13 protein-coding genes are annotated in these 13,021 nt (G+C 47.2%); 8 read left to right on the top strand and 5 right to left on the bottom strand.

Annotation, left to right across the window (positions count from 1 at the left end; translation table 11 throughout):
• Positions 1–194: transposase (locus tag AACT18_RS06620; protein ID WP_176445984.1), on the top strand; the 194-nt coding region annotated here is incomplete at its 5' end.
• An 84-nt stretch (positions 195–278) separates the two neighbouring features.
• Here AACT18_RS06620 and rrtA read toward each other — a convergent pair.
• Entirely contained in the window at positions 279–878 is a 600-nt protein-coding gene (gene rrtA / locus AACT18_RS06615) for a rhombosortase (RefSeq protein WP_094125038.1), read from the bottom strand.
• 3 nt (positions 879–881) lie between these two features.
• Between rrtA and AACT18_RS06610 the strand changes: the two genes are divergently transcribed.
• Positions 882–1,490, top strand: a complete 609-nt coding sequence (locus tag AACT18_RS06610; RefSeq protein ID WP_094125037.1) for a tRNA-uridine aminocarboxypropyltransferase — start codon at positions 882–884, stop codon at positions 1,488–1,490.
• Positions 1,491–1,539: 49 nt separating this feature from the next.
• Here AACT18_RS06610 and AACT18_RS06605 read toward each other — a convergent pair whose 3' ends face one another.
• From AACT18_RS06605 to AACT18_RS06595, 3 genes are all read right to left on the bottom strand, one after another.
• The gene (locus tag AACT18_RS06605) at positions 1,540–2,865 is read right to left on the bottom strand and encodes an anti-phage deoxyguanosine triphosphatase (protein ID WP_094125036.1); all 1,326 of its coding nucleotides are present in this window, start codon (positions 2,863–2,865) and stop codon (positions 1,540–1,542) included.
• Between the two features lie 58 nt (positions 2,866–2,923).
• Positions 2,924–3,508 carry a 5'-deoxynucleotidase gene (yfbR, locus tag AACT18_RS06600; protein ID WP_026028390.1) on the bottom strand — a complete coding sequence of 195 codons (585 nt, stop codon included), beginning with the start codon at positions 3,506–3,508 and terminating at the stop codon, positions 2,924–2,926.
• 121 nt (positions 3,509–3,629) lie between these two features.
• Positions 3,630–4,844 (bottom strand): pyridoxal phosphate-dependent aminotransferase, encoded by a 1,215-nt coding sequence (locus AACT18_RS06595; RefSeq protein ID WP_013856428.1) that lies wholly within the window; start codon positions 4,842–4,844, stop codon positions 3,630–3,632.
• Positions 4,845–5,061: 217 nt separating this feature from the next.
• Between AACT18_RS06595 and AACT18_RS06590 the strand changes: the two genes are divergently transcribed.
• From AACT18_RS06590 to menE, 6 genes are all read left to right on the top strand, one after another.
• Positions 5,062–6,369 carry an isochorismate synthase gene (locus tag AACT18_RS06590; protein WP_013856429.1) on the top strand — a complete coding sequence of 436 codons (1,308 nt, stop codon included), beginning with the start codon at positions 5,062–5,064 and terminating at the stop codon, positions 6,367–6,369.
• Positions 6,366–8,081 carry a 2-succinyl-5-enolpyruvyl-6-hydroxy-3-cyclohexene-1-carboxylic-acid synthase gene (gene menD / locus AACT18_RS06585; protein ID WP_088732713.1) on the top strand — a complete coding sequence of 572 codons (1,716 nt, stop codon included), beginning with the start codon at positions 6,366–6,368 and terminating at the stop codon, positions 8,079–8,081. The genes AACT18_RS06590 and menD overlap by 4 nt, the downstream gene beginning before the upstream one ends.
• Positions 8,071–8,859 (top strand): 2-succinyl-6-hydroxy-2,4-cyclohexadiene-1-carboxylate synthase, encoded by a 789-nt coding sequence (gene menH / locus AACT18_RS06580; protein ID WP_094125693.1) that lies wholly within the window; start codon positions 8,071–8,073, stop codon positions 8,857–8,859. Before menD ends, menH begins: the two co-directional genes overlap by 11 nt.
• A gap of 45 nt (positions 8,860–8,904) precedes the next feature.
• Positions 8,905–9,771 (top strand): 1,4-dihydroxy-2-naphthoyl-CoA synthase, encoded by an 867-nt coding sequence (menB, locus tag AACT18_RS06575; RefSeq protein ID WP_026027256.1) that lies wholly within the window; start codon positions 8,905–8,907, stop codon positions 9,769–9,771.
• A gap of 94 nt (positions 9,772–9,865) precedes the next feature.
• Positions 9,866–10,864: an o-succinylbenzoate synthase gene (gene menC / locus AACT18_RS06570; protein ID WP_019281543.1), complete on the top strand. Its 999-nt coding sequence runs from the start codon at positions 9,866–9,868 to the stop codon at positions 10,862–10,864.
• Positions 10,855–12,363 (top strand): o-succinylbenzoate--CoA ligase, encoded by a 1,509-nt coding sequence (gene menE / locus AACT18_RS06565; RefSeq protein ID WP_094143294.1) that lies wholly within the window; start codon positions 10,855–10,857, stop codon positions 12,361–12,363. Before menC ends, menE begins: the two co-directional genes overlap by 10 nt.
• On the opposite strand, the gene AACT18_RS06560 is transcribed toward menE, so the two are convergent.
• Positions 12,310–13,020: an SDR family NAD(P)-dependent oxidoreductase gene (locus AACT18_RS06560; protein ID WP_094125662.1), complete on the bottom strand. Its 711-nt coding sequence runs from the start codon at positions 13,018–13,020 to the stop codon at positions 12,310–12,312. The two genes, menE and AACT18_RS06560, sit on opposite strands and share 54 nt — an antisense overlap.
• Position 13,021 lies beyond the last annotated feature (1 nt).

Genomic DNA, 13,021 nt, shown 5'->3' with positions numbered 1-13,021 from the left:
ATGAGCGATTTGGAGATTTGAAGTTCAAGTACAGGAATCGAGAATTTTGGTGTCGAGGGTATTATGTAGATACGGTAGGAAAAAATACCGAGAAGATACAAAGTTACATAAAGCACCAACTAGAGCAGGATAAAATGGGAGAGCAATTATCGCTCCCGTACTCAGGTAGCCCGTTTACGGGCCGCAGGAAATAGTCATATGCAAATGTCAGATCACTATGCGCCTGCTAGGGCGCTGCCAGTAGGAAAGCCTTATAGGCGCATATGAAAAACCACCGGCTATGCCGGTGGATACTTTTTTTTTGATCTCAGCCATTCACCGATGGCGAGTATCAACCCGACCAACATGCCTGCTAAATGCGCTTCGATAGCCACGCGTGCATTAATAAGCTCACTGGTGTTACTTGAAGCGCCGAAAATTTGCTCCCAGACAACTTTGACAATAACACCAACCACCAACAGCCAACTGCTGCGACGCCCTTGCAGTGCTTCTTGTAGAGCCAAATAGGCAAACATTCCATGGAGCGCGCCTGAAAGGCCGACATAGACTTGCATACGGCTCAAAAAAAGGCTGACGCCTACCATCAGGCTGGTTGCCAGAAGGCTGATTAACCATTTTTTACTGCTCGGCTGAAACACAAAATGGATAATCCACAGCCCTGCGAGGTTCATACCAAGGTGTGTAAAGTTGGTGTGTGTGAAATTTCCTGTTAGGATCCGCCACCATTGGCCCGCTTCAATGGCAGGCCGATTCCACGCACTGAGGGCGGCCAGTGGCGGCCATTGCAACCCCAAGCAGACCAAGCTGATAGCAAGTAGTGCAAAATAACGATTTTTTTGATGGTTTATGTTTAGTAAGCAAAGGCGAAAGTAATTCACGTTATGTCTCGATACTGTTCTCAATGTGGTAAAGCGCGAAAAGCCTGCATCTGTTCTTTGATCGTACCGCTTTCCTCGTCGGTCGAGCTTATCATTCTTCAACATCCGACAGAAGAACATCGCCCAATGGGCACAGCCCGAATTCTCGATTTATCTTTAGCGAATTGCAGGCGCTTTGTTGCCGAAGATTTTAGCCAGCACACTCAGCTGAATGAGTGCTTAGCTGAGCCGGATGTGCTCAACTATGTACTTTACCCGCATGAGACTGCGCAGCCCGTGTCGGCTATGAATATCAATGCTGATACCAGAAAAGTACGAGTTATTTTACTCGATGGTACTTGGAAGAAAGCGTATAAAATGTGGCAACTCTCGAGCAATTTACATTCGCTACCGTGTTTGCACTTGCCGACCGATCTCAAAGGCAATTATCGCATTCGTAAAGCACCGAGTGAAAACAGCTTATCGACCGTTGAAGCTGGTTTTCATATCTTGTCATTGCTTGAGCCTCGGCAAAATTTTCAACCGCTCCTTGATGCTTTTGATGCGATGGTTGCCTTTCAAATTAGCCAAATGCCAGATGGGGTTTTTAAGCAAAACTATATCAGTGAGTAACCGCTATATCAGTGAGTAACGGTGGCAGAAGCTACCACTCAACCAGCCATTAATAGTGATTATGAGCTGAGAACAGTTGTTGATGGAGCCTTTGCGCATAGCCATCGGTCATAGCCGAAATATAGTCACAGATGACGCGCATACCATCGTCTTCATTAGTTTGGGCTTGCCACTTACCGCGCGTTGTTTCTGGCAGTAAGCGTTCAGGATCGGCGCTCAGTGCTTCAAACAGATCCATGATGATCTGCTGGCCTTTGTATTCAAAACGCTGCACTTGTGGAATTTGAATCACATATTGGCTCACAAATGATTTCAGTACTTCCAGTGCGGCGGCCATATTGGGTTCTAAATAGGCGTTAAAGGCGAGTAGTTCATTCTTAAAATGCGCATCAACGGCTTGAATATGAATGCTAGTCAGTAGCGCATTAACCATCCCACCAATCGCATCTTTACGACGATAATGTTTGCCAGCAAACAGCATTTCACTGATGGATGCGATGTGTTCTTCAAACCACGCATCGCCACATTCGGCCAGTTTCGAGGCTGCGGCCTCTTGCCACTGTTGGCGAGTTACCATGCCAAGCACGATGGCATCTTCTAAATCGTGCACGCCGTAGGCAATGTCATCGGCCAGCTCCATGATTGAGCAATCGAGTGATTTAAAGCGAGTCTTGTGATGTTGATAAGGCGTTGTGGGCTGACCACGCATTTGACTGAGTAGAGCTTTATCTTGCGCAGAGAGCGGCTCCGTTACCCAAGAAAAAATCGCGTGATCGCAATCGTATATTCCCTTAGCAGGCGACCACTCTTTAGCTTTCAACTGACGCTGGTGAGCGACTGCATTGGGTTGCTGTACGGCGCGAGTTTGGCTCAGCAGCGCAGGGTATTTTAATAACCCCAGCACAGTGCGGCGTGACAGGTTCATACCATTGTGTTCGGTGTAAGGCTCTAAGCTGGTCACAATTCGGAAGGTTTGCGCGTTGCCTTCAAAGCCGCCGTGATCGCGCATCATATAATTGAGCGCCACTTCACCGCCATGACCATAAGGAGGGTGACCGATATCATGCGCTAGGCATAAGGAATCGATCAAACTATCCGAAGGCAGCAAATCACGAAACTCTGGTTGCTTGAGTTTAATTTGCGCCACTATACCAGTGCCGAGTTGCGCGGCTTCTAAGGAATGAGTGAGGCGAGTGCGATGGAAATCATTCAAGCTAGTGCCATGTACTTGAGTTTTGGCTTGCAAGCGACGAAATGCTGCCGAGTGAAGAATACGTGCCCGATCGCGTTGGAAAGGGCTGCGGTGATCATCGCGGCGGATTTTATGCTCATCATCTTGGCGTTCAAGCCATTTGGGGTCAATGGATATATCCATGCCATCTCCTGCAGTACATTTATGTTTTTCAAACACTTAACAAGTAACTTAGCGTGAGTTAGCTGATCTCGTCCAGCGTTAATTCGAAACTAGGGGCAAAGGTATTGAGAAAATACTCCATCTCAGGTGTATGGCGATCTCGCAAGGTGACGTCTAAACGTTTTTTGGCCAGCGCATATTCATGGTTGCCCGCGCTGAGTTCTTCTAAGCATTTGAGATAGGCGCAGAGTGAATCTGCCTGTTTGACTATCGCCACATCTTCAGGGTGCGCGGCGTCTGAAACGAGATATGGAGCAAAATCCTCACGCAGCTCTTCAGGCAACATCGAGAGCAGTTTTTGTTCGGCGGCGGCTTCTATCTTTTTGTATTCTTTCGCAATATCGGGGTTGTAGTATTTAACTGGTGTCGGAAGATCGCCCGTCAACACTTCACTGGTATCGTGGTACATACCTAAAATCGCAATCCGTTCAGGGTTGACCTTGCCGCCAAATTTTTTGTTTTTGATTACGGCTAAAGCGTGAGCGACAAATGCCACTTGTAGGCTGTGTTCAGAGATATTTTCACTGGAGATGGATCGCATTAAAGGCCAGCGTTGAATTAACTTCATTCGGGCTAAGTGAGCAAAAAAGTGACTCTCTTTCATTGCAATAAACATCCTTGCTGTGTCGGGGGCCAAGAGAAAAATTGGCGATTAAAAGAAAACGGGCGCACTTTTAGTATCGAAAAGTGCGCCCGTTTAGCATATGGAAGTTTACGTCAGAATGCTACTGACTGTAGGTCGATAAGAAACGTTCGAAGCGGCCAATGGCAATTTCCAAATCTTCAATATGCGGTAAGGTGACAATGCGGAAGTGGTCCGGTTTTGGCCAGTTAAAGCCCGTTCCTTGAACCAATAGCACTTTCTCTTGTTTTAAGAAGTCGAGCACCATTTTTTGGTCATCTTTAATGCTGTACATTTTCGTGTCGATTTTCGGGAACAGGTACATGGCTCCTTTAGGTTTGACACATGAGACGCCGGGGATCTGGTTGATCAATTCCCACGCGCGATCGCGCTGTTCGAGCAGTCGGCCGCCGGGCAAAATCAGCTCATTGATACTTTGATAGCCACCTAATGCGGTTTGAATCGCATGCTGCATGGGCACGTTGGCACACAAACGCATTGAGGCAAGCATTTCCAAACCAGCCACATAACCTTTGGCAATGTGTTTTGGCCCGGTAAGGAACATCCAACCACCACGGAACCCGCATACACGGTACGCTTTTGACAGGCCGTTAAAAGTGACCATTAAAACGTCATCAGCCAGTGTTGAAATGGGCGTATGGGTTGCACCATCGTATAAGATTTTGTCGTAGATTTCGTCGGCGAAAATGATCAATTTATGCTTTCGGGCAATCTCAACAATTTCCAGCAGGAAATCACGGCTATAGACAGCACCTGTTGGGTTGTTGGGGTTGATCAACACAATACCGCGTGTTTTGGGCGTGATTTTACTGTTGATGTCGTTGAGATCAGGATACCAATCGGCTTCTTCATCACACAAGTAATGCACAGCAGTGCCACCGGAGAGGGCGACCGAAGCGGTCCATAATGGATAATCAGGAGCAGGGACAAGCATTTCATCGCCATTATTAAGCAGCGCTTGCATCGCCATCACGATAAGCTCTGAAGCACCATTACCGATGTAAACATCTTCTACATCTAGGCTACGCAGCCCTTTTTTCTGGTAGTGCTGCACCACGGCTTTGCGCGCGGAATAGATCCCCTTTGAGTCGCAATAGCCTTGTGAAGTAGGCAGATTACGGATCACATCAACTAGGATTTCATCTGGGGCGTCAAAGCCAAATGGGGCGGGGTTACCAATGTTTAACTTCAGTATTTTATGCCCCTCTTCCTCCATGCGTTTAGCATGTTTGAGTACAGGACCCCTAATGTCATAGCAGACATTGTCGAGTTTTGACGACATCCCGATATTTTGCATTGTATAATTCCTGAAAAATAAATAATTTCTTTATTAAACTACACTAAATTGATGTTTGATAGAATAAAAATCTGCCACTGTCCGCTTTTAGGATACAGATGAGGATGCCCGTTATCACAGGAATCTGCAAAAGATAACTCGTAACCTTGATTTCGTTTCCCTCTCTAAATAGAGTAGCCGTCAGTAGAGCCCGTGTCTCAATGTTTTCGAGGTCGATTTGTCGCATTTTCATCAAGCTATTGCTCGGTTAATCGAGCAAATAAACGACGCGAAGGATGATGACGTTCGTTTTGTACAAATACTGCAAGAAGCTCCCCCTTTCGCGCCAATTGATTGGCTTGAAGCGCAACCCATTTTCCCTAAATTTTATTGGCAGTCACGTGATACGCGCGAAGAAGTAGTGGCATTAGGTCAACTGTATACTTTTTCTGAGGCTGAACCTGCCTACGCTATTCTTGGTCAGGAACAGCGAGTTTGGGGTGGACGTTCTTTTGATGGGCATACGGACAAAAATCGCCGTTGTCTATCCTCATTTTTCTTTTTACCGCAAATTGAGCTGATTTGCTGTGATGGTCAGTGGTCATTGGCGGCGAATATTACCGCTGAACGCCAACGAACCTTGGTCGCACTGCATAAACTGCAACTTGAAGTTAGTCCGTTACGTGGTATGACGTCACATATAAAACAGGTCACCCATCAACCTAATGAGGTGAAGTGGCAGCAGTTGGTCAATCAAGTGCTTGAGGGAATTGATCATCAAGCGTTTAAGAAAGTGGTGCTCGCGCGGCAAACGACACTCAGTTTAGATAAGCCGTTAAGCGCGGCGCAGTTGCTTAAGGCAAGTGCGGCGCACAATCATCACAGTTTTCATTTTTTATTAGCATTTGATCAAAAACACAGCTTTATGGGGTCGACACCTGAGCGTTTGTACGCTCGTCAAGGGCAGACTTTGTATACCGAAGCGCTGGCGGGAACTATAGGTAGGGGAGAAAATGCGAGCCAAGACATGGAGTTATCTCATTGGCTTACTCAAGACAGTAAAAATCTTAATGAAAATCAATATGTAGTGGATGACATTATTGAACGGTTAACGCCTCATTCTGAAAGGGTTGATGTTGAACAGGACGTCCGTTTAGTGCGTTTGCGCAAAGTGCAACATTTAAAACGGGGTATCCATGCGCAGCTGAAAAAGGGTGTGAATGGTGTACAACTGCTGAACGCGTTACAACCGACCGCAGCCGTGGCTGGCCTGCCGCGTAAAGCGGCGATGGATTTTATTCAGGCTAATGAGCCTTTTGCACGTGGTTGGTATGCCGGCTCAGTCGGTTATTTTAGCCATCAACAAGCGGAGTTTTGTGTGGCGATTCGCAGCGCTTTGCTGGTGGACAATCAGGTCCAACTGTTTGCCGGAGCGGGCATTGTTCCAGGTTCAGTTGCTGAGCATGAATGGCAAGAGTTAGACAAAAAAATGGCAACCTTACTGAGTTTGATCAGCGACCATTTTCCTCTAGGAGTGGCGTCATGAAGCATGACCAAGCAGTGCTGAACCGAATTTGGAGCCAAACGCTACTTGAGGAGCTTACTCGACTTGGGGTGCAAGAGATCTGTATTGCACCAGGTTCACGCTCGACACCTTTGACCTTAGAGGCGGCCGCCAATCACAAGCTCTCAATCCATACTCACTTTGATGAGCGTGGGCTGGGCTTTCTTGCTTTAGGTCTTGCTAAGGCGAGCCAAAAGCCAGTTGCGGTGATTGTCACTTCTGGCACGGCGGCGGCTAATTTACTGCCAGCGATTGCTGAGTCACACCTCACGGGTGAAAAACTCGTTGTACTCACGGCTGACCGGCCCGTTGAGCTCGTGGGATGCGGTGCGAATCAAGCAATCAATCAAGTAGGTATTTACTCATCACATGTCACGCAGGCGGTGAATCTACCCAGTCCATCGACGACTATTCCATTGACTTGGTTGTTAACCACAGTGGATGAGGCTATGGCCAACCAAGATTATATGGGTGGTGCAATACATATTAACTGTCCCTTTCCCGAACCACTTTATGCCGAACATGATGTAGATCTTTACGCGGACTATTTGGCTGTGATTGAAGCGTGGCGTCAGCGTGAGCAAGCATTCAGCTCTCGCCAGTACCAAACCGAAACCAAAACGTTAGATGATGGTGCATGGCTGAGTAAAAAAGGGCTGGTGATTCTTGGGTCGTTGACGTTAGCTGAAGCGAAGAAGGCCAAGCATTTTGCCAACAAACTTGGCTGGCCAGTCTTATGTGATCCACAATCAGGCGTGAGCAGCGAATGGGCGCATTTTGATTTATGGTTGCAAAATGCGCGAGCACGTGAGCTGCTTAGTGAAAGTGAGGTGGTGATCCAATTCGGTTCACGGCTGGTCTCAAAACGGCTTACTCAATGGCTAGCTAGCCATGCTCACACGGGTAACGTGCAGTATCTTTACGTTTCGCCCCAAATGGCACGTAATAATCAAAGCCATCTGATGCAACAGCAGTTTGTCACTGATATTGCGTGCTGGGTCGATCGGCATATTGGCAAATTAACGGCTTTAGGTGCGGCGCAAGCGGGTTGGTCGGATCGGATAAAAAGTGTGGCGCAAGAGATTGCCCAACTGGCTAAATTGCATTTGAACGGTGACTCTTCTATTACAGAGATTGGTTTAGCGCTCGATATGGCCGAGCGTAGCGAAGGGGCCGACCTATTTATCGGCAACAGTTTGTTCGTCCGTTTAGCCGATATGTTTGCTCAAATTGAGGGACGTTCGGTTTACTCCAATCGAGGCGCTTCGGGCATTGATGGCTTAGTGGCAACCGCCGCAGGAGTACAGCGAGCCAATCATAATCCAATGTTGGTATTTATTGGTGACACGTCATTGCTGTATGATCTGAATTCTCTAGCTCTGCTTAGCCAAGTCAGCACGCCTCTGGTGCTGGTGGTGGTGAATAATGATGGTGGCGCTATTTTTGATCTATTACCTGTTCCCAAAGCGCACAAAACCGCCTTGTACCAAATGCCCCATGGCTACCAATTTGAACACGCCGCACGGCAGTTTCGTTTAGGTTATGCTTGTCCGCAAACCTTATCTGCTTATCAAAGCTTGGTCCGTGAACATTTACAGCAGGGTACTGGCACCTTATTGGTTGAAGTGACCACGCCGTCTGGGCAAGCCGGTGAGCAAATCACACAATTTACCCAGCAAGTCTATGCTTTGTAGTCGTTTTTATTGCAGCACCAACACAGGTTCGACGTCGGTCGAGCCAGTGTTGGTTTTTCTACATGGTTTACTAGGCAGTGGGCGAGATTGGTCGAAAACGGCGCTTTTCCTTGCGCCATACTCGCAATTATGGATTGATCTTCCCGGTCATGGCGGTAGTCAGTCTCTCTTATGTGATGACTTTGATGAGTGCTGCGCTCACATTTCTGCAACCGTGCTTAAGCAGCTTGGCGAAAAAACACCTATCGTATTGGTGGGCTATTCACTTGGTGGAAGGCTGGCAATGTATGGCGTGGCGATGCAGCGTTTTTCGGCGTTGAATATTCAAGGTTTGATCGTTGAGGGTGGCAACTTCGGCTTGCAGAGTTCTTTTGAACGTGAGCAACGATTGAAAAATGATCACCATTGGGCACATCGTTTCCAAACTGAGCAGATTGAGCGAGTTTTGGTCGATTGGTATCATCAACCCGTTTTTTCTTCATTAAATCATGAGCAAAGACAAACTTTAGTCACTCAACGCAGTGCTAATCTTGGGGCTGCAGTGGCTCATATGCTACTTTCGACTTCATTGGCAAAGCAGCCTTATCTGCTCGCACAACTTGAGCAAGTCGCATTGCCAATGGTCTATGTTTGTGGGGAGAAGGACAGTAAGTTTGTTCATCTGGCACAACAAAGCGGTTTCGAATATCGCCAAGTGCAGGCTGCAGGGCATAATGTCCATTATGAGCAGCCCGAAGTATTTGCTCATCTTATTCAAGAATTTATCAGCCAATGCTAACGCGTTGGTTCAAAAACTATAATTAATAGAACAATGGAAAGCACCATGGCTAAAACAGTCGGTATTACTGAACAAGAATTGTATGCACCAGTCATCTGGAGTGACTGCAGCGCCGAATATGAAGATATTCACTATCACAAATCGCAAGATGGCATTGCCAAAATTACGATTGCCCGTCCTCAGGTGCGTAATGCCTTTCGCCCACAAACGGTTAAAGAGATGATCAGTGCGCTGGCTGATGCGCGTTATGATGAGCAAGTTGGCGTGATCATTCTAACTGGTCTTGGTGAAGCGGCATTTTGCTCTGGTGGCGATCAAAAAATTCGTGGCGACTACGGCGGCTATCGTGATGAGTCCGGTACGCATCATCTCAATGTGCTCGATTTCCAACGCCAAATTCGTACCTGTCCGAAACCTGTAATTGCGGCGGTTGCTGGTTGGGCTGTCGGTGGTGGCCATGTGCTGCATATGATGTGCGATTTAACTATAGCGGCAGAAAATGCCCAGTTTGGTCAAACAGGGCCCAAAGTGGGTTCATTCGATGGTGGATGGGGTGCGTCTTACATGGCCCGTATCGTTGGGCAGAAAAAAGCGCGTGAAATTTGGTTCCTTTGCCGTTTTTATGATGCTCAAGAAGCGTTGGACATGGGGCTGGTCAACACGGTTGTGCCAGTAGCTGATTTAGAAAAAGAGACGGTTCGCTGGTGTCGTGAAGTATTGCAGCATAGCCCTATGGCGCTGCGCTGTTTGAAAGCAGCGCTCAACGCAGATTGTGACGGCCAAGCAGGTTTGCAAGAACTAGCGGGTAACGCAACCATGATGTTCTATATGACAGAAGAGGGGCAAGAAGGGCGCAATGCCTTCAATGAAAAACGCCGCCCTGATTTCAATAAATTCCCTCGTAATCCTTAAGCGTAAAATCGGCTCAAATCATCCAATTCTCCGTGATGATTTGGGCTAGTGGTCTCAATGAACAAAGTCGAATATCGAACAAAAGGTTGAAATTATGCGCAGCGCAACACTGTATCGCTACTGTTTACCGATGGATAGCGGCGTTATTCTCCGCAATCAGAAGCTGGTAGAACGTGAAGGTCTGATTATTGAATTACAAGATGATCACGGTTCAGCGTTGGGTGAAGTTGCCCCATTACCCGGTTTTAGTTTAGAGTCACTTGAGCAAGCACAGCAGCAGTTAATAGCGCAGCTTCAGCTTTGGGTTAGTGGTGAGCTTATTACCTATGATGATCTTTTTCCTTCTGTTGCCTTTGGTTTGTCGATGGCGGAGTTAGAGCTGGATGGTGGGTTGCCTCAAGCCGGACACTATCACGCAGCACCTTTGTGCTCGGGAGACCCTGATGAACTGATCCCGCTTCTGAACGCGCTACCGGGCGATCATAGAGTTGCGAAGATTAAAGTTGGGCTGTACGAAGCGATTCGCGATGGGATGATCGTAAATCTGTTTTTAGAATCCATGCCTGATTTGCAATTGCGTCTTGATGCTAACCAAGCTTGGACACCCGCTAAAGCTGAAAAATTTGCCCAATATGTCTCTCCTTCGCTGCGTCAACGCATTGCGTTTTTGGAAGAGCCGTGTCCATCTCCCAGTGACAGCTTGGCTTTCGCTATCAATACGGGCATTGCGATTGCGTGGGATGAAACCTTACAGCAAGCCGTTCGCCGTGCAGATTTTCAGCTAGAAGATCTGACGGGAGCGAAAGCCATTGTGATTAAACCGACCTTGATTGGGTCGGTACAGCGCTGTATCACTTTGATTGAAAAAGCTAAAACATTAGGCATTCAAGCCGTTATTAGCTCTAGCATCGAATCGAGCTTAGGGCTTTGCCAATTAGCTCGTTTTGCGCAGTGGCAACTGCCTAATGAAATTCCGGGGCTAGATACGATTAGTTTGTTTAAAGCACAACTCGAAAGCGCATGGCCCAACAGCGCATTGCCGATACAAACGCTCGCACAGCAAACGGTGGTTTGGCAATCTCAATGCGAGTAGGCGTTTCCTTTTGCCAAAAGCCGTGGCAACAACATGCTTTGTATTCGCCGCACGCGATCGCATTGCGTACGGCGAATCAAACCTACACTTGGCAGCAGTTAGCGAACCGTATTGACGCTTATGCTTTTGCAATGCAGCAGCAAGGTTTGCAGAACCAAGATGTGCTGACGTTAGTGGGTAAGAACAGCCTTGAGTTAGTGTTAATCTACCTTGCGTCGTTAAAACTTGGCGTGATCTGCGCCATCACCATGCCACAACCTGTGATGCTGCTGAAACAGAAACTCAGTACCTTATACGGAGAGAATCAACCACATTGGTTATGGTTAGGTGAAGGAGCTAAGCTTGAGGAGAGTGAGCTAACTTCATTGCTCGCTGAGGCTAACATCCAGCTTTTTACTCATGAACATATTACTAACGAACATGTTTCGCCGCCCACGAGCGCTATGGTAAACAAGGCTGAGACACAGTTTGCCTCAATCATCTTTACTTCTGGCTCTACTGGGGTTCCTAAAGCCGTTATTCATACTTTTCAGCAGCATTGCTCGTCAGCCAGTGGCTTACTTGAGGTATTTTCATTTAGTTGCCATGATACGTGGCTGCTGAGTTTACCGATGTATCATGTGTCTGGGTTAGCCATTATTTATCGCTGGCTAGTCGCTGGTGCTTGCTTAAAAGTCGGCAGCGGCGATCTCACCCAAGATATAATTCATGTCACGCATGCTTCATTGGTTGCTACTCAACTGAAGCGTTTATTAGACAGTAAAACACCACTCGCATTAACGCACGTGCTGCTTGGCGGAGGCCATATCCCAAACTATCTCGCCCAGCAGGCGGCAAAGCATGGCATTGAAACTTGGGTGGGTTATGGCATGACGGAAGCGGCTTCCACGGTCACAGCAAAACGTGTTAACGCAAGCCAGAGTGTTGGCCACGTGCTACCTAAACGGCAAGTGAAACTACAAGGCCAGCGCATTTTCATTGGCGGTGAAACCATATCCAGTGGCTATTACCAACAAGGCTTAATCACGCCTCTTATCGATGAACAAGGATGGTTCGACAGCCAAGATCTTGGCTACTGGCAGAATGATGAGCTGTGCATTATTGGCCGCGTTGATAACCAATTCATCTCTGGAGGCGAAAACATTCATTGTGAAGAGATTGAAGCGGTATTATCTCACCACCCCGATATTATTTTAGCGATGGTGATCCCTGTTCATGATGATGAGTTTGGCGCGCGCAGCGTTGCTTTGTTGCAATGCCAAACTATGCCTAAAAAAGAGGCGTTAGAGCAGTGGCTCAATGGCAGGCTTGAAAAATTTAAATATCCCATCGATTATTTTTTAATACCAAATCACTTGAGCGAAACGGGTATTAAAATATCGCGCAAGACCTTAAAAACATGGCTCACCGAACATCAGCTGCGTTATCGACCACTCAATGAGCGATCACCATTTGATGGTCTGGTGCTGCCAATCCACAAAACAGACGGGCTTATCTAACATTTCCTTTTGCTGAAGTTGATAAAGTTGCTTAGCCACAAACTCCGGTTCAAAGAGCTTATCGCTAGACACATTATGCTGAAATGGTTTAGAAAGCGGGGTGTCGGTGGTTCCCGGATGAAACAGAATGGTTTGTGTGTTGGGATGAGTGCGAGCTAGCTCTATCGCAAAACTTTTCGTCGCCATATTTAGCGCCGCTTTACTCATCCGATAGCTGTACCAGCCGCCACTGTGGTTATCCTCTAAGCTACCTATCCGCGCGCTAAAAACCGTAATTTTTGCAAAAGATTGACGATCAATAAGTGATGGTAAATATTGAAACCAACGCACTTGGCTCAAAACGTTACATTGTAAAAGCCATTGAAAGTAAGACTCGTCAAACCTTGAGATACGCTTTTCCGGTGTATAGGTGCCGTTGTGTAGTTGCCCATTAAAAAACACAATTTGATCGAACTTATGCCCGATGTCGGCCAATGTTTTGGCAATCAAGGCCGTTGATTCGATACTGTAGTCGGTTGGAAAATGTTCGCTTGAGGATTGGGCGAGATATTTTTGTCTTGAGACGGTAACGATTGCTGGCGCGAAAGTCTGCGCTTTGAGCTCCTTTATAAAAGCTTGGGCGATGATGCTTGAGGCGCCAATAATGAGGTATTTCATT

It is taken from the genome of Vibrio sp. V04_P4A5T148 (assembly GCF_963875605.1).
In the GTDB taxonomy this organism is placed as follows: Bacteria; Pseudomonadota; Gammaproteobacteria; order Enterobacterales; family Vibrionaceae; genus Vibrio; species Vibrio anguillarum.
The sequence above is the reverse complement of the archived record's forward strand: the minus strand, read 5'-3'. Positions and strand labels throughout refer to the sequence as shown.

What these genes read in the sequence shown, in the direction of transcription:
- AACT18_RS06605 (WP_094125036.1), bottom strand. Translation starts at nt 2,865, where the DNA reads ATGGATATATCCATTGACCCCAAATGGCTTGAACGCCAAGATGATGAG.
- menE (WP_094143294.1), top strand. Translation starts at nt 10,855, where the DNA reads ATGCGAGTAGGCGTTTCCTTTTGCCAAAAGCCGTGGCAACAACATGCT.
- menB (WP_026027256.1), top strand. Translation starts at nt 8,905, where the DNA reads ATGGCTAAAACAGTCGGTATTACTGAACAAGAATTGTATGCACCAGTC.
- AACT18_RS06560 (WP_094125662.1), bottom strand. Translation starts at nt 13,020, where the DNA reads ATGAAATACCTCATTATTGGCGCCTCAAGCATCATCGCCCAAGCTTTT.
- menD (WP_088732713.1), top strand. Translation starts at nt 6,366, where the DNA reads ATGAAGCATGACCAAGCAGTGCTGAACCGAATTTGGAGCCAAACGCTA.
- AACT18_RS06595 (WP_013856428.1), bottom strand. Translation starts at nt 4,844, where the DNA reads ATGCAAAATATCGGGATGTCGTCAAAACTCGACAATGTCTGCTATGAC.
- AACT18_RS06610 (WP_094125037.1), top strand. Translation starts at nt 882, where the DNA reads ATGTCTCGATACTGTTCTCAATGTGGTAAAGCGCGAAAAGCCTGCATC.
- menC (WP_019281543.1), top strand. Translation starts at nt 9,866, where the DNA reads ATGCGCAGCGCAACACTGTATCGCTACTGTTTACCGATGGATAGCGGC.
- menH (WP_094125693.1), top strand. Translation starts at nt 8,071, where the DNA reads ATGCTTTGTAGTCGTTTTTATTGCAGCACCAACACAGGTTCGACGTCG.
- yfbR (WP_026028390.1), bottom strand. Translation starts at nt 3,508, where the DNA reads ATGAAAGAGAGTCACTTTTTTGCTCACTTAGCCCGAATGAAGTTAATT.